We start from the raw sequence: 23,795 nt of genomic DNA on the forward strand, positions 1-23,795 counted from the left end.
TCAGCCGGTGACTGGCCGGGCACCGACTACCGAGCTGTTGTATCCGAGCAGCGGCGTGACGCGGAGATCGACGAAGCCGGCCTCGGCGAGCAGGTCGCGCAGCTCCGAGGGGCGAAACTGACGCGCTTCCATGTCGAGCGCCATCATGAGAGAGAAGTGGGCGGTCCACAGCGGCCCGGGCCTATCCTCGTCGAGCAGCGCCTCTTGCACGAGCACGAGACCACCCGGCTTCAGGCTGGCGTAGGCGCGCCGCGCCAGCTCGAGACAGCGCTCGTCGTTCCAGTCGTGGAAGATGTTGGTGAACAGGACGGCGTCGAAGCCGTCGGGCCACGCGACCTGGAACATGTCGCCGCCGACGCAGCGCACGCGATCGGCCACGCCGTAGCGGTCGGTCAGCTGTCGCGCCAGGTCCACGCTGCCCGGCAGCTCGAGCAGCGTGAGCTGCCGGCTGGGGTCGCGGAGCGCGAGCGCGACGCACATCGAGCCGATGCCGCCGGCGACATCGAGGATCGCGCGCCGGCCCGCGAGCAGACCCGAGGCATCGAGCGCGAAGCCGAGCGGAAACGAGAACCGGTGCATGGCCGGGCCCCATAGCGCGGCGTGGTGCGCGCTGCCTTCCGACCACTTCGCCTTGGCGCCGCCGGCGCTGCCCGAGCGCAGCGTGTGGAGGAGCGAGCGGCTGATCGACGCGGCGGGCAGCGAGCTGTCGAAGAACGGGCTCTCGGGATAGAGGTAGAACCGCGCGGCCTCCGTCAGCGCCAGACCCTGGTCGCGGCCCTCGAGGACCCCCGCGGCGGCCAGGAGCTCGACCCACGCGCGCACCGGGCGCTCCACGAAGCCGAAGTGGGCCGCCAGCTCGGCAGCGGTCGTCCCCGGACGGTCGTCGAGGAAGCGCAGCATGCCGAGCTCGCGGGCGACGACGATCGCCTGCACCGTGCTGCTCACTGCGGCGTGCTGTTGCAGCACCTCGAGCGGCGCGGGGATCGCCGCCGCGGCGCCCGACACCAGCCGGGTGACGGCGTCACGGCTCTGCCGCGCCCAGAACTCGCGCTCGATGCGCTGCCTCCGCCGGCGCTCGGCGAGCCACTGTCGGGTCAGCCGGAACAGCCCGAGCGCGAGCAGGGTGACGAACGAGCCGATTGCGAGCGGGATCATGGCGCTGCACCTCTCTGGAACGCTGCGGCCGGGGCGCGGTCGAACACCACTTCCAGCAGGGCTCGATGGTAGCCGCGAGTGACATGCGCGTGGCGCTGGAACGGCTCGCTCCGGGCGAGCTCGCGGTGCAGCTCGGGGAGCCGGAAGAAGGGAACGCTGGGAAATAGATGGTGTGATAGGTGGTAGTTGGCGTTGCGCGTTACCACGAAGGCGCTGTCGAACAGCGAGGGCACGACATCGCGGGTCAGCATCACCAGCGGCGCGTCCGACGGCCGGTTCGCCGTGCCCGGCGGGTAGTGCTCGGCGACCGCGCGCAGCAGGTTGATGAACATTCCCCAGGTCGCGAGCGGCACCATCCAGTAGAGCGCCACGATTCGCAGCGGCCACACCGGCAGGAGCACCCCGGCGACCAGCGCGCCCGGGATCGCGATCGCGAGCGCGCGCTGCCGCCAGTTGCCACGGATCACCAGCCGGCACAGCGGCACGAGCAGGCGTAGGCCGACCAGCGCGCCCGCGAGCTGGAGCGCCCGACGCCACGGCGGCAGGGCGTACCAGTCCAAGAACTCCTCTAGATCGGGGTCGGCCGGGGCGTTGACGTGACGGTGATGGTCGAAGTGCATCGGACGGTACTCGAGCAAGTCGAAGATGATGCTCGGCACGAGCAAGCGCCGCGCGAGGCGGTCATTGCGAGCCCGATCGCGCGTGAGCAGGCCATGCGCGCCGTCGTGGAGCGCAACCGAGAACATCCCGACCTGACGCGCGGCGATGGTGATCACCGCCGCCAAGTAGAGCGGCAGCGACCAGAACCGTTCGCTGATCACGACCGCCGCCACGATCACCGCGTAGTCGAACGCGAACGCGCGGAGGACCCGGGCGGTGTCGCGCCGAGACAGCTCGGCCAGGCGTCGCCGCGAGATCATGCGGTTGCGGTCAAGGCTTGCTTCCATCATTCAGAGATGTTTGGGCCCGCGTGGGCTCGTGATTGTTTTTCGACGCGCGAGGGCCGAGCTTCGACGGCGAGGTGCTCCGCGCTGGCACGCGCCATGTCCTCGGAGATGCGTCGGGCCAGGGCGCGGGCGTGCGGTGGCTGCACCATCGTCATGTGGTCGCCGCCGACCTCCTCGTAGACCACGCGCTGGGCCACCTTCTCCCACCCATCCATCGTCCACACCGGATCACGCTCCGCGGCGAGATAGTGCGTGATCGTGATCGGGAGTCGCGGCGGGACGTAGCGCAGCTTGGCGTGCTTGACGGCATGCGCGACGGTCACGTAGCGCTCGATGACGTCGATCGGCAGGTTGACGGGCAAGAAGCCGGCTGCCTGGGAGGTCAGCAGCATGCCGCGCACGTCGCCCGCGCGGTCGAGCTCGACGAGCTTGGCGCGCAGCTCGTCCGGGATGTCATCGGGGAGCCGATTGAGCACGGTGGCCAGCCACGACGGGTCGATCGGCCCGCTGCTGGGAGAATCGATGAAGGCGAGGAACTCGACGCGCTCGCCAGCCGAGAGCAGCTGGTGCGCCATCTCGTAGCCGACGTTGCCGCCCAAGCACCAGCCGACGATGCGATAGGGCCCGTGGGGCTGAACCTCGCGGATGGCGCTGATGTACGCGGTCGCCATGGCCTCGATCGTCTCGAGCGGCGTCTCGCCGGCGAGGTAGCCGATGGCCGACAGGCCATAGACTGGCACCTCGGGGTCGATGCCCGGAAGGAGCGCGGTGACGTAGCCGATCTCGCCCGGGCCGGGGTGGATGAAGAACACCGGTCCTTTGGTGCCGGCGCGGCGGAATGGCGTGAGGTTCGAGCGTAGATGCAGCGGCGTCCGGCGCGCGGCCACGGCGCAGAGCTCGAGCAGCGTGGGCGCGGCGAACAGCTCGCGCAGCGCGACCTCCGCATCGACGATCTCGCGCAGCCGGGCCAGCATCTGCACCGCGAGCAGCGAGTGGCCCCCGAGATCGAAGAAGCTGTCGTGACGCCCGATCCGGTCGACGTTCAGCAGCTCGGCCCACAGCGCCGCCACGCTCTGCTCGATCTCGCCCTGGGGCGGTAGGTAGGCGCGGCTGACGTAGGCCTCGACTTCCGGGATCGGCAGCGCCTTGCGATCCACCTTGCCGTTCGCGCTCAGCGGAAACCCGGCGAGGTGCACGTAGGCCGAGGGGATCATGTACTCCGGCAACCGGTCGGCGAGGCGCCTGCGCAGCGTGCCGACCGGCACCGGGTGCTCCGCCGTGTAGTAGGCGACCAGCCGGAGGTCGCCGGGCTGATCCTCGCGTGCCAGCACGAGCACCTCCCCGACGCCCTCCTCCTCGGCCAGCACGGCCTCGATCTCACCAGGTTCGATACGGAAGCCGCGGATCTTCACCTGGTGATCGTTGCGCCCGAGGAACTCGACGCTGCCGTCGGGCAGCCAGCGCCCGAGGTCGCCGGTACGGTACATGCGGTCGCCGGCGCGGTCGCTCAACGGATCGTCGAGGAAGCGCTCCTCGGTGAGCTCCGGGCGATTCAGGTAGCCGCGCCCGACGCCGTCACCGCCGATGTAGATCTCGCCGATCACGCCGACCGGCACTGGCTCGCGATAGCGATCGAGGAGGTAGATCCGCGCGTTGGGGATGGGCCGTCCGATCGGGACGGTCGCGCCATCGAGGCGCGAGCAGCGGTGGATCGTCGCGCATACCGCCGCCTCGGTCGGGCCGTACGCGTTGAAGAGCCTGACCTGCGCCGACCAGCGCTGCGCCTCGCGCAACGCGATCGCCTCGCCCGCGACGATCAGCGTGGTCGCCGTGAAATGCTTGGGGTCGCACTGCGCGAGCGCGGACGGCGGCAGCGTGACGTGGGTGATCCCGTGGCGCGCGAGCGTCCTCGACAGCGCCGTGCCGGGCATGAGCTCGTCGCGCGAGACCACGTGCAGGCTCGCGCCGCGGACCAGCGCCATGCCGACCTCCGACACGCTGGCGTCGAAGCTGAATGCCGCGAATTGCAGCACGCGGCTCATCTCGTCGACGCCGAAGATCGCGCTCTGGGCGGTCACCAGATTGCAAAGCCCGCGGTGCTCGTTCAGGACGCCCTTGGGCTGGCCGGTGGAACCGGAGGTGTAGATGAGGTAGGCGAGGCTCCTCGATCCGACCCCGACCTCGGCCCGGTCGAGCGGGCCGGCTGGCTCGCTGGCCCACGCGGCGTCGCCGCGCGACAGGTCGATCACCGCCCGAGGTCCGACGGCGGCTTTGCCGATGGCGTCGACCACCACGACCTTGGGTGCGCTGTCGGCCAGCATGGTTGCCAGCCGCTCGGGCGGGTACGACGGATCGAGCGGCACGTAGGCGCCGCCGGCCTTGAGCGTCGCGAGCAGCGCGACGATCACGTCGGGGCTGCGGTCGATGCAGACCGCCACGCGCGACTCGGCTCGCACGCCGCGGCGGCGCAGGTAGCGGGCGAGTCGATTGGCGCGCTCGTCGAGCTCTTTGTACGAGAGCTGCCCGGAATCCCAGACCAGCGCCGCCGCGTTCGGCGTGCGGGCCACCTGGTCCTCGAACAGCTCGTGGAAGCAGCGGTCATCCGGGTACGGAGCGCGGGTCTCGTTCCAGGTCGTGACCACCTGCGTGCGCTCCGCGGCGTCGAGCAGCGACAGCCGTTCGATGGGCCGTGTGTCGGCGCCGCTGGCCACCGCCGCGCGCAGCGACCGCTCGAACATCGCGGCGAAGCGCTCCGCCGTGGCGCGCTCGAACAAGGCGGTCGCGTAGCTCAGCGTACCCTCGATCCCGGACTCGGTCTCGTAGAGCGAAAGGCGCAGGTCGAACTGCGACGACGACTGGGGCACCTCGAAGCTCGCCAGATCGAGGCCGTCGAGCGCGAGCGCGCCAGCGGGCGTGTTCTGCCATGCGAACAGGACCTGGAAGATCGGCGGGTGCGAGAGGCTGCGCGGTGGCTTCACCACCTCGACGACTTGATCGAACGACAGATCCTGGTGACGCTGGGTCGCAAGCACCTGGGCCCGCGTGCGCGCGAGCAGCTGGGCGAACGTCGGATCGCCGGCGAGGTCGATGCGCATCGCCAGGGTGTTGACGAAGAAGCCGATCAGCGGCTCGATCTCGGCCCGGGTCCGGCCCGCGACCGGGGTGCCGATCACCACGTCGTCTTGACCGGCGAGCCGCCCCAGCGTCACGGCCCAGCTCGCCAGGATGGTCATGTACAGGGTCACGCCGTGGCGCCGGCCGAGCGCCCGGAGCTGATCGGCGAGCTCGACGGGCAGCCGCACGGCAACGGTGTCGCCGCCGTGGTCCTGCTGGGCCGGGCGAGGTCGATCGGTCGGCAGCGTGAGCAGCGTCGGCGCGCCGTCGAGGTTGCGGCGCCAGAACTCGACCTGGTTTTCCAGCTCGCCGCGCTCCAGCCAACGGCGCTGCCAGGCGGCGTAGTCGGCGTACTGGACCGAAAGGGCGGGCAGGAGGTCGGGCGCACCCTTGCGGTGCGCGTTGTACAGGGCGCTGAGCTCGTCGAGCAGCACGCCCATCGACCAACCATCGGACACGATGTGGTGCGTCACGATGTGCAGCACGTGCTCGTCGTCAGCGACGCGCATGAGCATCGCCCGCATCGGCAGGTCGCGCTCGAGGTCGAACCGCGCCGCGATGTGCGCGCTCGCGAGCTGCAGCGTCGTGGCCTCGATGTCGCGCCGCCCGCGCAGATCGCGCGCAACCACGACCAGCTCGGCCTCGGCCTCGGGCCGCACGATCTGCACGGGCTCCCCGTCGACGACGCGGAAGCAGGTGCGCAGCGCCTCGTGACGCTTGACGATCCGCGCGAGCGCCCAGGCGAGCGCCTCGCGATCGAGCGGACCGCGCAGCCGGATGCCGCCGTGGAGGTGGTGCGCCTGGCGGCCTTCGGACAGCCGGTCGAGGATCCACAGGCGCTTCTGCGCCAGCGAGAGCGGCAGCGGTCCGCCACGCTCGATCGGCGTGATCGCGTCGACCTGCGAGCGGGCAGCGTCGCTCAGCCGCTCGGCCAGCGCGCTCAGCCGCGGGTGCTCGAAGACGTGGGCGAGCGGGACCTCGACGTCGAGCATCCGGCGAAGCCGCGACACCATCTGCACGGCGAGCAGGGAGTGACCGCCGAGCTCGAAGAAGTTGTCGTGGCGGGTCACGTCCGGCACCTGGAGCAGATCGGCCCAGAGCCCCGCGAGCATCTGCTCGATCTGGCCGCGCGGCGCCTCGTCGTGACGCCGCACCGGCGAGCTGGTCTCCGGGGCGGGCAGCGCCTTGCGATCGATCTTGCCGTTCGCGGTGAGCGGCATCGCCGGAAGGTGCACGAAGGCCGCCGGCATCATGTAGCTAGGGAGGCTCGCGGCGGCATGCTGCCGGAGCGCGTCGGTACGGGAGGCCGGCGCCGTGTAATAGGCGACCAGGCGCGCGTCGCCCGGTACGTCCTCGCGCGCCACCACGACGACCTCGCGGACATCGTCGACCTCGGCCAGCCGCGCCTCGATCTCGCCGAGCTCGATGCGGAAGCCGCGCAGCTTGACCTGGAAATCGTTGCGCCCGAGGTACTCGAGGTCGCCGTCCGGGAGCCAGCGGACGAGGTCGCCAGTGCGGTACAGGCGTCCGGCCGGCGCGAACGGATCGGACACGAAGCGCTCTGCGGTCAGCTCCTCGCGATGGAGGTAGCCGCGCGCCACGCCATCGCCGCCGATATAGAGCTCACCGGGTACGCCGATGGGCACGGGGCGGCGCTGCGCGTCGAGCACGTAGACCTGCGTGTTGGCGATCGGTCGGCCGATGTGCGGAACCGGCTCGGTGAGGCGGCTCAGGGTCGACCAGATGGTCGTCTCGGTCGGACCGTACAGGTTCCACAGCTCTGGCACGCCGCCGAGGAGCTCCGCGGCCAGGCTCGGCGGCAACGCCTCACCGCCGCACAGCACCTTGAGCGAGCGGCACCGCGCAGGCCAGCTGTGCTGCGCGAGCATGCGCCAGGTCGAGGGCGTCGCTTGCAGGATCGATACGCCGTGGGCCTCGATCAGCGCATGCAGCGCCGCCGGGTCACCTGCCTGCTCGCGGGTGGCGATCACCACGGTCGCGCCGCACGACAGCGGCAGGTACAGCTCGAGCCCGGCGATGTCGAACGACAGCGAGGTCACGCCGAGCAGCACGTCCTCGGCGGTGATGCCGGGAGCGTCCTGCATGGTGGCCAGGAAGTTGACGACGCTGCGGTGCTCGACCATCACCCCCTTGGGCTGGCCGGTCGATCCGGACGTGTAGATGACGTACGCGAGGTGGCGCGATGTCAGCTCCGCGCGCTCCGGGCGACCGCTGGGATACCCGTCGAGCGCGCCCGGCGCGTCGAGCAGCACGAGCGCCGCGGAGGTGGCCGGCAGGCTCGCCGCGATCGCGGTCTGGGTGACGAGCTGGCTCGGCCGGGCGTCGGCGAGCATGGTCGCGAGCCGCTCGCGCGGATAGCTCGGATCGAGCGGGACGTAGGCCCCGCCCGCCTTCAGCGTTCCGAGCACCGCCACGAGCAGATCGACGCCGCGGTCGACAGCCACGCCGACCAGGCCGTCCGGGCCCACGCCGCGGACGCGGAGCAGGTGGGCGAGCCGGTTCGCGCGCTCGTCGAGCTCGCGGTAGGTCGCGCGGGCCTCGCCCGCGATCACCGCGATCGCGTCCGGCGTTCGCCGCGCCTGGGCCTCGAACAGCTCGTGCACGCACAGATCCTGTCGGTAGTCCCGCGCCGTCGCGTTCCAGGCAGTGACGACCTGCGCGCGCTCCGCCGCCGGCAGCACGTCGAGCTCGCACAGGGCCGCGCCGCCTCCGTGCTCGAGCGCGTGCACGACCGCCTCCACGGCCGTGCGCATGAAGGCGCAGACGCGCGCGGGCTCGATCGGCTCGCGCACGTGAGCGGTGAGCGCGAAGCCCTCGCCGAGATCATCCACCGACATGACGAGCGGGTAGTTGGTCCGCTCCTCGGCGGACAGCAGCTCGATGCGGTCTTCGCTCGCATCGCCCGCCGTCGGCGCCTCTGGCGCGGCATCCTCGATCGTGTAGCGATAGTTGAGGAGCGACGTGAAGAGCGGCGCCTCCGCCGGCACGGCGCTCGCCCGCTGCGCCAGCACGAGGGGGGCGTGCTCGTGGCGGAGCAGGTCGACGAGCAGCGCGTGGGTCGCGGCCACGCTCTCGGCGACGCCGCGCTCGCCGACGCCGAGCCGCACCGGCAGCGTGTTCATGAACAGGCCCAGGCCGCGATCGGCGTGGGCGCCGCCCTGCATCCGGCCGAACAGCACGGTGCCGAACACCACCTGCTCGCGGCCGGTCGTCCGGGCCAGCACCATGGCCCACGCCAGGTGCATGAGGCTCGCGGGGCTGACCCGGAGCCGCCGCGCCTGGCGTCGGATGGCCAGGGCGAGCTCGGCCGGCAGAACCTCGTGCGCCTCGCCGATGCCCCGGCCATCGCCGCGCACGTCGACGAGCCCGAAGGGCGCGGTCGGCTCGTCGATGTCGCCAAGCATCTGCGCGAAGAACGCGCGATGCTCGTCCTGGCTGACGCCCAGGCGCGCCTGGGCCACGAACGTGCGGAACGGCACCGGCGGCGGCAGGCGGTCGCCCTCGCCGCGCAAGAAGGCCTTCGCCTCGTGGACGAGCAGATCGAGGGTCGTGTGATCGACCACGAGGTGATGCGACAGCACGCTCATCACCCAGCGGCCGTTCGCCTCGTCGCTCGCGATGTGGCAGCGCAGGAGCGGCGCCTGGCTGATGTCGAGCCGCACGCGCCGCGGATCGCAGCGCGCGGCGAGCTGGGTCGCGATGTCGCCCTCGCGCGGATCGAGCGCGACGAGCTCGACCGGCAGCTTCGCCTGCCGGCGCACGACCTGGACGGGCTGATCGAGCCCGCGCCAAGCGATGCCGGTGCGCAGGATGTCGTGGCGAGCGATCACGCGATCGAGCGCGGCGACGAAGCGATCGAGCCCGGCTCGGGTCGGGAACGCGAGCAGGTGCGATTCGACGTACGCGTCGCTGCTGTCGTCGAGCAGGTGGTGGAACAGCATCCCCTCCTGGAGCGGCGCGAGCGGGTAGATGTCGGCCACGTTGGCCGCGCCGCCGTCGACGCCCGCGACGATGCTGTCGATCGCCTCCTGATCGAGGCGGACCAGGGTCAGCATCTCCGGGGTGATGCGCGTCGCCCCGGGGGTGACGAGGTTGTCCGGCAGCGCGACCTCCTGGCGCTCGGTGCCGGCCCGCTGGGCGAGCTCGGCCAGGTTCGACGCCAGGAACACCGCGCGCACGTCGGCGTGCAGCCGCTCGGCGCGCATGCGCTCGATGAGGCTCACGGCCAAGAGCGAGTGTCCGCCGAGCTCGAAGAAGTTGTCGTTGCGCCCGACCTGATCGAGCTTGAGCAGCTCGGCCCAGATCCGGGCCAGCCGCTCCTCCTTCTCGCCGCGCGGCGCCTCGTAGGCGCGGGTCGAGGCCTGCCCGTCCGGCGCCGGCAGCGCCGCGCGATCGACCTTGCCGTTGGCCGTGAGCGGCAGCGCCGCGAGGTGCACGAACGCCGACGGCACCATGTAGGACGGCAGACGATCGCTCGCGTGCTGCCGCAGCGCCTCCGGCGACACCGGCGCGCCCGTGAGGTAGGCGACGAGGCGAAGGTCGCCCGGCGCGTCCTCGCGCGCCACCACCACCACCTCGTCGACGCCGTCCTGCGCGCGCAGCGCGGTCTCGATCTCGCCGAGCTCGACGCGGTAGCCGCGGATCTTGACCTGGTGATCGTTGCGCCCGAGGTATTCGATGGTGCCGTCGGGACGCCAGCGCGCGACGTCGCCGGTGCGGTACATCCGCGCGTCGGGCTCGGCGGCGAACGGATCTGGCAGGAACCGCTCGCGGGTCAGCTCCGGGCGGTTGACGTAGCCGCGCGCCACGCCCACGCCGCCGACGTGGAGCTCGCCGGCTACGCCGACCGGTACGGGCTCGCCGCGGGCATCGAGGATGTAGATCCGCGCGTTGGTGATGGGCCGCCCGAGCGGCACCGACGCGGGCGGCGGATCGGCGACCTCCTGGGCGGTGCAGGCGACCGAGATCTCCGTCGGTCCGTAGTTGTTGAAGATTCGCATGTCGGGCGCGTGCTCGCGCCACCAGCGCAGCGCTGCGCCGCGCAGCGGCTCGCCGCCCAGCACGAGCGTGCGGATCCGGCCAGCCAGCGCCTCCGCCGGGATCACCTGCTGCAGCAGCGCCAGGTGCGACGGTGTCAGCTTGAGCGGCGCGAGGTTGGAGCACGAGAGGAGCTGGCGACGCCACGCCTCCACGTCGTTGCCCGGTGTGCCGAGGCGCACGGTCTTGCCGCACAAGAGCGGCGGGTAGAGCCCGGTGAGCGCGAGGTCGAAGCTGAGCGAGGTGAGGATGAGGGAGCCATCGCCGCTGGCCAGATCCTGCTGCCGGATCATGTGGGCCGTGTAGTTCACGATCCCGCGGTGCTCGACCATGACCCCCTTGGGGCGCCCGGTCGATCCGGACGTGAACATGACGTACGCCAGGTGCCGGGGGGTCAGCCCGAGGGCGCGCGGGTCGAGCTCGCCGGCGTCGGACGAGCGGTCGACGTCCTCGACGGGCTCGCCGCCCGGAGCGAGCAGGACGACGTCCGCCTGCGCGGCGGGCAAGCGCGCCTGCCACGCCGCCTCGGTCAGCACCACGCGCGGCGCGGCCTCCTCGAGCATCTCCGCGAGCCACGCGACGGGGTGGTGCGGATCCACCGGGATGTACGCGCCGCCGGCCTTGAGCACCCCGAGGAAGCCGACCACCATCGCGATGCCGCGCTCGGCGCAGACCGCGACGAGCACGTCGGGACCGACGCCCCGCGCGCGCAGCGATCGCGCGAGCCGGCTGGCCCGCGCGTCGAGCTCGGCGAAGCTCAGCGACTGATCGCCCGCGACGAGCGCCGTCGCGTCCGGCGTGCGCCGCGCTTGATCCTCGAACAGCTCGTGCAGGCACTGCGCGCGCGGATAGTCCCCGGCGGTGTCGTTCCATTCGACCAGGATCTGCCGGCGCTGCGCCTCGCTCAGCACCGGGAGCTCCGCGACACGACGGTCGTCGCCAGCCGCCATGGCCTCGAGCAAGGTCGTCCAGTGCGCCACGATGCGCTCCACCGTGGCGCGCTCGAACAGCGCCGTCGCGTAGACCAGAGAGCCGGTGATCCCGGCGTCGCCCTCCTCGAGGGTCAGCGACAGGTCGAACCGGGCCGTCGCCGCTGGCCGCTCGACGCTCGACAGCTGCAAGCCGGGCAGCTCGAGCCCGCCGGGCTGCGCGGCGTGGTGGTCGAACATGACCTGGAACAGGGGCGAATGCGCGAGGCTGCGCGGCGGCTTGACCGCCTCGACCACCTGGTCGAACGGCAGGTCCTGGTGGTCCTGCGCGGCCAGGACCTGCGCGCGGGTGCGCGCGAGCAGCTGGGCCACCGTCGGTTCGCCGCGCAGGTCGATGCGCAGGGCGAGCGTGTTGACGAAGAAGCCGATCAGCGGCTCGAGCTCCGTCCGGCTGCGGCCGGCGACCGGGCTGCCGATCACCACGTCTTCTTGGTTCGCGAGCCGGCCGAGCGTCGCGGCCCAGCTGGCGAGCAGCGCCATGTACGGCGTCACGCCGTGGCGCCGGCACAGCGCAACCAGCCGATGGCTCAGCGCGGCGCCGAGCTGAACATCGACGTTGGCTCCGGCGTGGCTGCGCTCGACCCGCGGCTGGTCGGTCGGCAGCTCGAGCAGCGCCGGCGCGCCGGCCAGGTTGCGGCGCCAGAACTCGGCCTGGGCCTCGAGCTCGCCCGCGGCGAGCCAGCGACGCTGCCAGACCGCGTGGTCGACGTACTGGATCGCCAGCGGCGGGAGCGGATCGGCCTCGCCGCGAGCCAGGGCGCGATAGAGCGCGGTCAGCTCGCCGAGCAGGATCCCCATGGACCAGCCGTCGGCGGCGATGTGATGCATCACCAGATGCAGGACGTGGTCGTCGGCGGACAGCCGCACGAGCAGCGCGCGCACCGGCAGATCGCGCTCGAGATCGAACGCCGCGGACTCGTGCGCGCTGCACATCGAGAGGGCCGCGGCCTCGCGGTCGGGGTAGGCCTCGGCGGCGAGCTCGCGCTCCTGCCAGGGGAGCACCGCATCGCGCCGCACCACCTGCCTCGGCTGCCCGTCGATCCGCTCGAACGTGGTGCGCAGCGCCTCGTGGCGCTCGACGATCCGCTGCAGCGACCGGCGCAGCGCCTCGCGGTCGAGCGCGCCACGCAGGCGCACTGCGCCGCCGATGTGATAGGCGTCGCTCGCGCCGTCGAGCCGGGTCAAGAACCACAGCCGCTGCTGCGCCAGCGAGAGCGGCTGGGGCTCTCGGCGCTCGTCGTCGGTCAGCGGCACGAACGCGGGCAACCGCGAGGTCGCCGCTTCGTTCAGGCGCTCCGCGAGCCGGGCGAGCTCGGGGTGCTCGAACACGACGGCGAGCGAGATCTCGATGTCGAGCGCACGGCGCACCCTGGACACCAGCTGTACGGCGAGCAGCGAGTGACCGCCCAGCGCGAAGAAGTCGTCGCGGCGTCCCACGCGCTCGACCTTGAGCAACTCCGACCACAGGTCCGCGAGCAGCACCTCGATCCGCCCGCGCGGCGCCTCGTACGCACGCCGCACGTACGAGCCCGCTTGCGGAGCCGGCAGCGCCTTACGATCGAGCTTGCCGTTGCCCGTGAGCGGCAGCGCCTCCAGGTGGAGATAGGCGGCCGGAACCATGTACGGCGGCAGCGACTGCGCGGCGTGCCGCCGGAGCAGCTCGGCGTCCGGCGCGGATTCGCCGCTGGCCGTGAAATACGCGACGAGGCGCTTGTCGCCCGGCTCGTCCTCGCGCGCGACGACGACCACGTCGCGCACGCCCGGGGCGCGCGACAGGCACGCCTCGATTTCGCCGAGCTCGACGCGGAAGCCGCGGATCTTGACCTGGAAGTCGTTGCGGCCCAGGTACTCGACGCTGCCGTCGGGCAGCCGGCGCGCCAGGTCGCCGGTGCGGTACAGCCGGCCGCCGCCCGGGAACGGGTTTTCGAGGAAACGCTCGGCGGTGAGCTCGGGCTGGCCCAGGTAGCCGCGCGCCACGCCGGCGCCGCCGACGTAGAGCTCGCCGGTCACGCCGACCGGCACCGGCTGGCGATGTCCGTCGAGGATGTGCAGCTGCAGATCGGGAATGCGCACGCCGATCGGGCTCGGTCCCGGCCGAAGCGCGTCCTCGGCCTCGAGCGGGCGGTACGTCACGTGCACGGTGGTCTCCGTGATCCCGTACATGTTGACGAGCCGCGGGCCGCGCTCGTGGCGCGCATACCACGGCCGCAGCGTGTGCAGCTCGAGCGCCTCGCCGCCGAAGATGATGGTGCGCAGCCGGTTCGCGCGCCCGCACTCCGCCTCGGCCGCCATGAGCTGCTGGAAGGCGCTCGGCGTCTGGTTGAGCACGGTCACGCCCTCGTCGCAGATCAGCTCGACCATGTGGCGGGGCGAGCGGGCAACCGCCGCCGGCACGATGACCAGCCGGCCGCCGTACAGGAGCGCACCCCAGATCTCCCACACCGAGAAGTCGAACGAGAACGAGTGGAACAGCGTCCACACGTCGTGGTCGTCGAAGCGAAACCACGCCTCGGTGGCGTCGAACAGACGCACGACGTGGGCGTGCTCGACCATGACGCCCTTGGGCCTCCCGGTCGATCCCGACGTGTAGATGACGTACGCGAGGTGGTTCGGCGCCACGCCGGTGGAGCCACGTTCGAGGTCGCTGTCGGGCGCATCAGCCCAGGCCGCGGCGTCACGGTCGAGGTCGATCACGTGCGTGGGGCCCGGCGTGAACGCCCCCAGCGCCTCGCGCCCCACCGCGTCGACCAGCAGCACGGATGGCGCGCAGTCGGCGAGCGTGGCGCCGAGCCGCTCGGACGCGTACGCCGGATCGAGCGGCACGTAGGCGCCGCCGGCCTTGAGCGCGGCGAGGAGGGCGGTGACCATGTCGAGGCCGCGATCGACGCAGATCGCGACCAGGCGGTCCGGCCCGATCCCCAGCGCCCTCAGGTGATGGGCGAGCCGGTTCGCGCGTTCGTTGAGCGCGCGATAGGTGAGCTGCGCCGGGCCGTGCGTCAGGGCGATGGCGTCGGGCCTCTGCCGGACCTGCGCCTCGAATCGCTCGTGGAGGCAGTCCAGCGCCGGCACCTCGGCCATCGTGTTCCAGTCGACGAGCAGCGCGCGGCGCTCGCGCTCGGACAGGAGCGGCAGTGCGCTGACCGGCCGCTCTTCATCGGCGAGCATGGCCTCGAGCAGCGTGAGCCACTGGCCGCGGATGCGCTCTGCGGTCTCGTGATCGAAGAGCGCCGTCGCATAGCTCAGATCACCGGTGATGCCCGCGGGGCCCTCGTGCAGCGTCAGCGTCAAGTCGAGCTGAGCGGTCGGCTGCGCCACGTGCAGCTCCGAGAGCTCGAGGCCCGGCATCTCGAGCGTCGCGTCGGCGGTGTTCTGCCAGGCGAACATCACCTGAAAGAGCGGCGTGTGCGCGAGGCTGCGCGGCGGGTTCACGGCCTCGACGATCTGATCGAAAGGCAGGTCCTGGTGAGCCTGCCCAGCCAGCACCCGATCGCGGGTGCGCGCCACGAGCTCCCGTACCGTGGGTCCGCCGTTCAGGTCGATGCGCAGGGGAAGGGTGTTGACGAAGAAGCCGATCAGAGGCTCGACCTCGGTCCGATTGCGGCCCGCGACCGGGCTGCCGATCACGACGTCGGTCTGGCCGGACAGCCGGCCCAGCAACGCCGCCCAGCTGGAGAGCAGCAGCACGTAGGGCGTCACGCCGTGGCGCTGCGCCGCCGCGTGGATCCGCGCCGTCAGCGCGGCGTCGAGCGCGAGGTCGACCGCGGCGCCTGCGTGATCCTGCCGCGCGGGGCGCTGCCGGTCGATGGGCAGCTCCAGGAGGGCCGGCGCGCCCTGCAGGCTCTCGCGCCAGTACGCGGCCTGCGCCTCGAGCTCGCCGTGGCCGAGCCAGCGTCGCTGCCAGGCCGCGTAGTCGGCGTACTGGATCGCGAGCGGAGGCAGCGGGTCGGGTTGCCCGGCGAGGAACGCGCGATAGAGCCGGCTCAGCTCGTCCACGAACACGCCGATCGACCAGCCGTCGGAGGCGATGTGGTGCATGACCACGTGCAACACGTGCTCGTGCTCGGCGCGCTGCACGAGCAGCACACGCAGCGGGATTTCGCGGGTGAGATCGAACGCGCGGGCCATGTTCGACTCGATCAACCGGCGCGTGGCGCCCTCGGGGTCGCTTTCGCCGCGAAGGTCTCGCTCGTCGAGGACCAGCCCGGCATCCTGGACGATTTGCACCGGCTCGCCGTCGAGCTCCTGGAAGCAGGTGCGCAGGGCCTCGTGGCGCTCGACGATGCGCTGGAGCGCGCGGCGGAGGACGTCGCGGGCGAGCGCACCGCGGAGCCCGACCACGCCGCTGATGTGATAGGCCTCGCTCGCGCCGCCCATCTGGCTCAAGAACCAGAGTCGCCGCTGGGCCAGCGACAGCGGCTGCGGCCCGCTGCGCTGCGCGACGGGGATCGCGTGCTGGGCCGCGCGCGCGGCGCGGCTGACGGCCTCGGCGAGCGCGGCGAGCTCCGGGCGCAAGAACACGTCGCTCAGCGCGAGCTCGACACCCAAGGCCTTGCGGACGCGAGAGACCAGCCGCACTGCCGCGAGCGAGTGACCGCCGAGCGCGAAGAAGCTGTCGCGCCGGCCCACGCGCTCGACCTGCAGCAGCTCGGCCCAGATCCCGGCGAGCGCCTGCTCGATGTGCCCCGTCGGCTGCTCGTAGCCCTGACGCCCGAAGTCCTCGACGTCTGGCGCCGGCAGCGCCTTGCGGTCGAGCTTGCCGTTGGGGGTGAGCGGCAGCGCTGCGAGCCGCACGTAGGCGGCTGGCAGCATGTATTCGGGTAGGCCCCGTGCGACGTGCTCACGCAGCGTGCGCGCATCCGGCGCGTGCTCGCCCGTGTAGTACGCGACCAGCCGCCGCTCTCCCGGCGCACTCTCGCCCACCGGCTGCGCGGCGACCACCACCTCCGCGACGCCTGGCGCGCCCGCCAGCCGCGCCTCGATCTCCCCTAGCTCGATCCGGAAGCCGCGAATCTTCACCTGGAAGTCGTTGCGTCCCAGGTATTCGATGCTCCCGTCGGGCAGCCAGCGACCCAGATCGCCTGTCCGGTACAGGCGCCCCGTTCCCGTGAACGGGTCGTCCACGAACCGCTCCGCCGTGAGCTCCGGCTGCCCGAGGTAGCCGCGCGCCACGCCCGCGCCCCCGACGTACAGCTCGCCCGTCACCCCCACCGCCACCGGCTGCCTCTGCTCGTCCAGCACGTACAGCCGCAGGTCGGGTAGCTTCACCCCGATCGGGCTCGGCCCAGGCCGGTCCGCGTCCCGAGCCGCGAGCGCACGGTAGGTCACGTGCACCGTCGTCTCGGTGATGCCGTACATGTTCACAAGCCTCGTCGCTTGCTCGTCGTTGCGCTCGTACCAAGGCTTGAGCGTCCGCAGCTCCAGCGCCTCTCCACCGAAGATCACCCAGCGCAGCTGGTGCACCCTCGGCGTCTGCGCCTGCGCCGCCATCAGGTGCTGAAACGCGCTCGGCGTCTGGTTCAGGACCGTCACCCCTTCGGCGCACAACAATTCATAAAACTCGACCGGTGAGCGCGCGGTCGTCAGCGGCACGATTACAAGCCGCCCGCCGTACGAGAGCGCGCCCCACAGCTCCCACACCGAAAAGTCGAACCCGATCGAGTGGAACAGGCTCCACACGTCCCGCTCGTCGAACCCGAACCACGCCTCGGTGCATGCGAACAACCGCGACACCTGCGCGTGCTCGACCATCACGCCCTTGGGCCGCCCCGTCGAACCCGACGTGTAGATCACGTACGCAAGGTGGCTCGGCGAGACTTCCACCCCAGGATCGTGCTCGGCCGCTTCCGCCCACTGCGCCGCGTCTCGCTCGACATCGACCCACCGCGCCGACCGCGACGCTGGCTCCCCCAGCGCCCCGCGCCCCGTCGCATCGACGAGCACCACCGATGGGTCGCTGTCGGCCAGCGTCGCCACCAGCCGCTCCGACGCGTAGGCCGGATCGAGCGGCACGTAGGCTCCGCCCGCCTTGAGGACCGCAAGGATCGCGGTCACCAGCGCCACACCGCGCTCCAGGCAGATCGCCACCCGCTGCTCCGGCCCCACCCCCATCCCGCGCAGGTGATGCGCCAGGCGGTTCGCCGCCGCGTTCAGCGCGCCGTAGCTCACGCGCTCCGCTCCGTGCACCAGCGCGATCGCCTCGGGGTTGCGCCGCGCATGCGCCTCGAACTGCTCGTGCACGCAACCTCGGCTCGCCGACGCACGCGTCTGGTTCCACCTCTCCACCACGTCCAGGCGCTCGGCCTCCGGCAGCACGTCGACGAGGCGGAGCGGCGTACGGTGTTCCAGGGCGTCCACCAGGCGCTCCAGCGCGGTCTGCATGAACGCGCACACCCGTTCGGGCTGAACGCGCTTGCTGACCAGCGCGGTCAGCGCGAAGTCGTGGCCCAGGTCGTCAACCGAGAGCGTCAACGGGTAGTTGGTGCGCTCGTGGCTGGCGAGGACCTCGACGCCGTCGCTGCGGTCGCCGCTGTTCTTGGCCTCGACGTTGTAGCGATAGTTGAGCAGCGACGTGAACAGCGGCGCCGGCGCCGCGACCCCGCTCGCGCGCATCGCGAGCGACAGCGGCGCGTGCTCGTGACGCATGAGGTCCACCAGCAGGGCGTGGACGGTCTTCGCCGCCTGCCCGACATCCTCGTCGCCGACGCTGACCCGCAGCGGCAGCGTGTTCATGAGCAGGCCGAGCATGCGGCCTGCATCGACGCCCGCCTGCATGCGACCGAACAGCACGGTGCCGAACACCACGTCCTTGCGGCCGGTCGTCCGCGCCGCGACCAGGGCCCAGGCCAGGTGGACGAGGCTCGCCGGGCTCACGCCGAGACGGCGCGCCGACGCGCGAATCGCGCTGGCCAGCGCGCGCGGCAGCTGGACGGTCGCCTCCGCCACGGCGCTGCCGTCGCCCTTCTCGTCGAGCAGGCCGAACGGCGCGGTGGTCTCGTCGATGTCGCCGAGCAGCTTCGTGAAGAACGCCGCATGCTCCTGCTCGCTCACGCCGAGCCGAGCCTCCGCGACGAACGCACGGAACGGCGCCGGCGGCGGCAGCTCGGCGCCGCGGCCCTGCTCGATGGCCCAGGTCTCCTCGACGAGCAGCTCCAGCGCGAGGTGGTCGATCGCAATGTGATGGAAGACGACGCTCAGCAGCCAGCGGCCCGTGGACACATCGTGCGCGGCGTAGCAGCGCAGCAGCGGCGCGCGTCCGAGGTCCAGCCGGAGATGCTGGGCGCCGCAGCGCAGCTCGAGCTCCCGGGCGACGTCGCTGCAGGCCGGGTCGACATCGAGGATCTCGACGGGGAGCGCAGCGCGCCGCTGCACCACCTGGACCGGCGACTCGAGCCCATCCCACGCGATGCTGGTGCGGAGGACGTCGTGGCGCGCGACCACCTGCTCGAGCGCGTCGGTGAAGCGATCCATGCGCGCCCGCGACGGGAAGGCGATGACGTAGCCCTCGGTGTAGGCGTCGCCATCGGGGCTCCACAGGTGGTGGAACAGCATGCCCTCCTGGAGGGGCGTGAGCGGGTAGATGTCCTGCACGTTGGGGGCGCCGCCGGGCACGCGCGAGACGATCTCGTCAATCGCAGCCTGGTCCAGGCTCACCAGCGTGAGCATCTCGGGGGTGATCCGCGCGGCGGCGTCGGGGATCAGGTTGGGTGGCACGGCGGCGCGCGCGCGGGCGCCGATCGTGTGACCGGCTCGGAGGAGCTCGACCAGGGCCTGCTTGTGCTCGCGCACCGATGCGACAAGCTCGCGATCGGCGAGCGCCGACTCGTTGCCTCGCAACGACAGCCCGTCGCCGACGAGCGTCAGCGAGAGGCCCTTGGTCTCGAGCATGGTCAAGAGCTGGTTCAGAGTCGTCACAGCAGAATCTCCTTCAGGCGCGTGGTGGCTCTCGCCAGCTCGGCAAGGCTGACGGCGGTAAAGATGGAGGCGACGTCGGCGTGGAGGTCCTCGTGGCGCATCCGCTCGATGAGGCGGACGGCGAGGAGCGAGTGGCCGCCGAGCGCGAAGAAGTCGTCATGGCGTCCGACGCGCGGCAGATCGAGGAGCTCGGACCATATCCGGGCCAGCCGCTCCTCGACCTCGCCGCACGGCGCTTCGAACGGCTGGCTCGACGCGGCCGAGTCGTCCAGCGCGGGCAGCGCCTTGCGATCGAGCTTGCCGTTGGGCGTGAGGGGCAGCGCGGCGAGCCGCACGTAGGCCGCCGGCAGCATGTACGCCGGCAGCTTCTCGGCGGCGTGACGTCGCAGCGCATCGTCGTCGAGCGCGGCCGCGCCGGTGTAGTACGCCACCAGGCGCTTGTCGCCGGGAACGTCCTCGCGCACGAGCACCGCCACCTCGTCGAGCCCAGGCAGCTGCGCGAGCGCGCTCTCGACCTCACCGAGCTCCACGCGGAAGCCGCGCACCTTCACCTGCCCGTCGTCGCGCCCGATGAACTCGAGCTCCCCGTCGGGCCGCCAGCGCGCCAGGTCGCCGCTGCGGTACATGCGCTGGCCGGGGTGGAAGCGGTCCTCCACGAACCGTTCGGCGCTGCGCTGCGGCTGGTGCAGATAGCCGCGCCCCACCTGCGCGCCCGCGATGAACAGCTCCCCCACCACGCCCACCGGCACCGGCTCGCCGCGGCGGTCCAGGACGTACATCCGCGTATTCGCGAACGGCTTGCCGATGCTCACGCGCGCCGCGCCTGGCTCGTGGCGAACGTACGCCGCGCTGCACGACACCGTCACCTCCGTCGGCCCGTACGTGTTGATCAGCCGCGTCTCCGCGCCCAGCGCCTCCCACCGCGCCAGCGCGTGCGGCGACAGCGCATCTCCCGTCACGTTCATCATGCGCACTCCGTCCAGCGGCGGCGCGCCCGCCTCCGGACGGCTCCACTCGCCGACAAGGCTATGCCAGTGCGCCGCGGTCAGGTGCACCACGCTCGCGCGCTCGCCTTCGTCCCCGGCCCCGAACGGGCGCGACCTCGGCAACAGCCGCGCTCCCGCCAGCAGCGCTGGCATGATCTCCTCCAGCGAAAGGTCGAAGTTCAGCGAGTTCTGCTGCAGCACCGTATCCGCAGGTCCCAGCCCGAACCACTCGATCGCCGCAAGCGTGTAGTTCACGAGGTTGCGGTGCTCGATCATCACGCCCTTCGGCTGACCGCTCGAGCCCGACGTGTAGATCACGTACGCCAGGTGCTCCGCGCCAACGCCCAGCGCCCGCGCGTCGAGGTCGTCATCGCGGCGCGAGGCCCACTGGCCCGCATCCATCTCGACATCGAACATCGGGACCGTCCCGGCCACGTGACGGCACGCCACGTCGCGCCCTGCGCCCCCCGCCGTCAGCACCGCGATGGGCGCGCTGTCCTCGATGATGTGGGCCAACCTCTCGCCTGGATAGGCAGGATCGAGCGGCACGTACGCTCCGCCCGCCTTCAGCGTGGCCAGCAGCGCGACAAGCATCGGCGCGCCCCGCTCGCCGCAAACCCCCACCCGCGCGTCCGCCGTGACGCCCACCTCGCGCAGGTGGCGCGCCAGCCGGTTCGCTCGCCGGTTCAGCTCGCCGTAGCTCAGACGCGCCGTCCCGTCGTCGACCGCGACCGCCTCAGGGGCCCGCGCCACCTGCGCCTCGAACAGCTCGTGCACGCACCGCTCGAGCGGCAGCGCTCGCCCCGTGTCGTTCCACTCGACCATCACGCGCTGCCACTCCGCCGGCGACAGCACAGGAATCGCGCCGATCGGCTGCCGATCGTCGGCCACCATGCCCTCCAGCACACGCAGCCAGTAGCCACGGTAGCGCTCCACCGTCTCGCGCTCGAACAGCGCCGTGGCGAAGTTCAGGCTCCCCACGAGCCCCTCCTCACGCTCCTGCAGCGCCAGCGTCAGGTCGCATTGCGCCGTGTCCAGCTCCGTCGGGAGCGTCGTCACCTGCAAGCCTGGCAGCGTCACCGGCGCATCCCGCGTGCCGTGCCAGTCGAGCATCACCTGGTACAGCGGCGTGTGCGACAGGCTCCGCGGCGGCGCCACCACCTCCACCACCTGGTCGAACGGCAGGTCCTGGTGCTCCTGCGCCGCAAGCACCTGCGCACGCGTACGCGCCAGCACCTCGCTTACCGTCGGCTCTCCCTGCAGGTCGATGCGCAGCGCCAGCGTGTTCACGAAGAACCCGATCAACGACTCGATCTCCGCCCGCCCACGCCCTGCCACGGGACTCCCGATCACCACCTCTTCTTGCCCGCTCAGCCGAGAGAGCACCGCCCCCCAGCTCGCAAGCAGCGTCATGTACATCGTCACCCCGTGACGACGGCTCAGCGCGCGCAGCCCGCGCGTCAGCTCCGCGCCCACCTCCACGTCGATGCTCGCGCCTGCAGGGTCCTGCTGCGCAGGGCGCGGTCGGTCCCACGGCAAGCTCAACAGGCTCGGCGCACCGCAAAGGTTGCTCCGCCAGAACTCGCTCTGCCGCGCAAGCTGCCCGCTCGCCAGCGCGCTCCGCTGCCACGCTGCCCAGTCCGCGTACTGCACCGTCGGTGCCGGCAGCGGATCCGCTCGACCCGACGCATACGCGGCGTACAGCGCGCTCAGCTCGCGCAAAAAGATGCCCACCGACCAGCCGTCCGACGCGATGTGGTGCATCACCACCTCGAGCACGTGCTCGTCTTCGCCCGTGCGCACGACCAGCACGCGCAGCGGCAGGTCCTCGCTCAGCTCGAACGCCGTGGCCGCATGCGCATCGCCCAGCGCGCGCGCCGCTGCCGCCGCATCGGCCGAGCCCCGCACATCCTCCTCGCGCAGCTGAAGCGCGGCCGTCGCCTGCACCTCCTGCACCGGCACGCCGTCCTGCACCCCGAAGCGCGTGCGCAGCGATTCGTGACGCTCCACGATTCGCCTCAGCGCGCCCACCAGCGCGCCCCGGTCCAGCGCGCCGCGCAGCCGAAACGCACCCCGGATGTGATAGGCCGCGCTCGCGCCCTCCAGCCGCGTCAAAAACCATAGCCGCTGCTGCGTCAGCGACACCGGCTCCGGTCCACGCCGCTCGCCCACCGCTATCTCCGGCAGCTCCGTGCGCTCTGCCACCCTCACACGCGCCGCCAGCCGGTGCAGCTCGGGGTGCGAGAACAGCTCAGACAACGCAAGCTCGACTCCCAGCAACCGACGCACCCGCGACACAAGCTGCATCGCCAGCAACGAGTGCCCACCGAGCTCGAAGAAGTGGTCGCTCCGGCTCACCCGCTCGCGCCCCAATAGCTCGCTCCACAGCCCGGCAAGGAGCTCTTCAATCTGATTCCGCGGCGCTTCGCCTGCCCTCGCCTCCGACGCCTCGGGCGCAGGCAGCGCACCCCGGTCGAGCTTGCCGTGCGCCGTCAGCGGCAGCGCCTCGAGCGCCACGTACGCCGTCGGCACCATGTACGACGGAAGCGTCCGCGACGCGTGGGCGCGCAGCGCGTCCCCTAGATTCCCCTCGCCCGTGTAGTACGCCACCAGCCGCGCGTCGCCCGCGTCACCGCCCTCGCGACGCGCCACCACCACCACCTCTTCGACTCCCCTCACCTCACCGAGCCGCGCCTCGATCTCCCCAAGCTCGATACGGTAGCCTCGAAGCTTCACCTGAAAATCGTTGCGACCCACGTACTCGATCGTCCCGTCCGCACGCCAGCGACCGAGGTCCCCTGTCCGGTACACTCGTCCTCCGGACACGAACGGATCGTCCACGAACCGCTCCGCCGTCAGACCTGGCTCCCCCAGGTACCCCCGCGCCACCCCCGCACCGCCAATCACGATCTCACCGATCACACCAACCGGCGATGGCCGAAACGACGCGTCCACCACGTACACACGCACATTCGCGATCGGTCGGCCGATGTGCAGGACGGAGTCGCCTTCGTGCAGCCGACCGGAGGTCGCGACCACGCAGCTCTCCGTCGGCCCGTAGTTGTTGATCAGGGCCTGACCGGCCGGCAGACCCTGGGGCCAGCGGCGCAGCCGATCGCCGCCGATCAGCAACGTTTGCAGGCGCGGGTTGCCCGCTCCGCCGGCGTGGGCCAGCTCCGCGAGCGGCGTGACAAGGAAGCTCACGTCCAGCGCCTGGGCGCGCCACCAATCGAGGAGCCGTTCCGGATCGCCCGCCACGTCCCGCGGCGGCAGCAGCAAGGTGCCGCCACTGCACAGCGGTGGCCAGATCTCCCAGGTCATCGCGTCGAAGCCAACGCCTGCCGTGCTCGAGCTGCGATGACCCGGCGCAAGCCCGAACGCCTCGATATGCCAGGCGACCAGGTTGGTCAGGCTGCGGTGCTCGACCATCACCCCCTTGGGCTCGCCGGTCGATCCCGAAGTGTAGATGACATAAGCGAGGTCGCTCGACGTCGACGGCGCGGCAGCGGTGTCGTCCCTGTCGTGTCCCCGCCGCTCGCTTGCGTCGAGCTCGATGTCGCGGTCGAGATCGAGCACCCGCACGCCTGCGCGCTGTGCGGTCGCGCCAATCGCGAGCCGTGCATGGGCGTCGGTCA

4 protein-coding genes (1 of these 4 only partly in view) are annotated in these 23,795 nt (G+C 71.7%); all 4 read right to left on the bottom strand.

The features are described 5' to 3' along the window. Tightly spaced (each overlapping or abutting the next), the 4 genes in view from WME98_RS50070 to WME98_RS50085 form a layout consistent with a single transcriptional unit that may run on beyond the window. Positions 1–1,155 carry a methyltransferase gene (locus WME98_RS50070; RefSeq protein ID WP_437948607.1) on the bottom strand — a complete coding sequence of 385 codons (1,155 nt, stop codon included), beginning with the start codon at positions 1,153–1,155 and terminating at the stop codon, positions 1–3. Next, entirely contained in the window at positions 1,152–2,105 is a 954-nt protein-coding gene (locus WME98_RS50075) for a fatty acid desaturase family protein (protein ID WP_437948608.1), read from the bottom strand. Before WME98_RS50075 ends, WME98_RS50070 begins: the two co-directional genes overlap by 4 nt. Continuing rightward, the gene (locus WME98_RS50080; protein ID WP_437948609.1) at positions 2,102–19,174 is read right to left on the bottom strand and encodes a non-ribosomal peptide synthase/polyketide synthase; all 17,073 of its coding nucleotides are present in this window, start codon (positions 19,172–19,174) and stop codon (positions 2,102–2,104) included. The genes WME98_RS50075 and WME98_RS50080 overlap by 4 nt, the downstream gene beginning before the upstream one ends. Continuing rightward, positions 19,171–23,795: the end of an amino acid adenylation domain-containing protein gene (locus WME98_RS50085; RefSeq protein WP_437948610.1), read on the bottom strand. It continues 8,494 nt past the right edge of the window; 4,625 of the gene's 13,119 nt are visible here — the last part of the coding sequence; the start codon falls outside the window, past its right edge — the gene reads right to left on this strand; it ends in the stop codon at positions 19,171–19,173. The genes WME98_RS50080 and WME98_RS50085 overlap by 4 nt, the downstream gene beginning before the upstream one ends.

The organism is Sorangium sp. So ce296 (assembly GCF_051529605.1).
Taxonomy (GTDB): domain Bacteria; phylum Myxococcota_A; class Polyangia; order Polyangiales; family Polyangiaceae; genus Sorangium; species Sorangium cellulosum_D.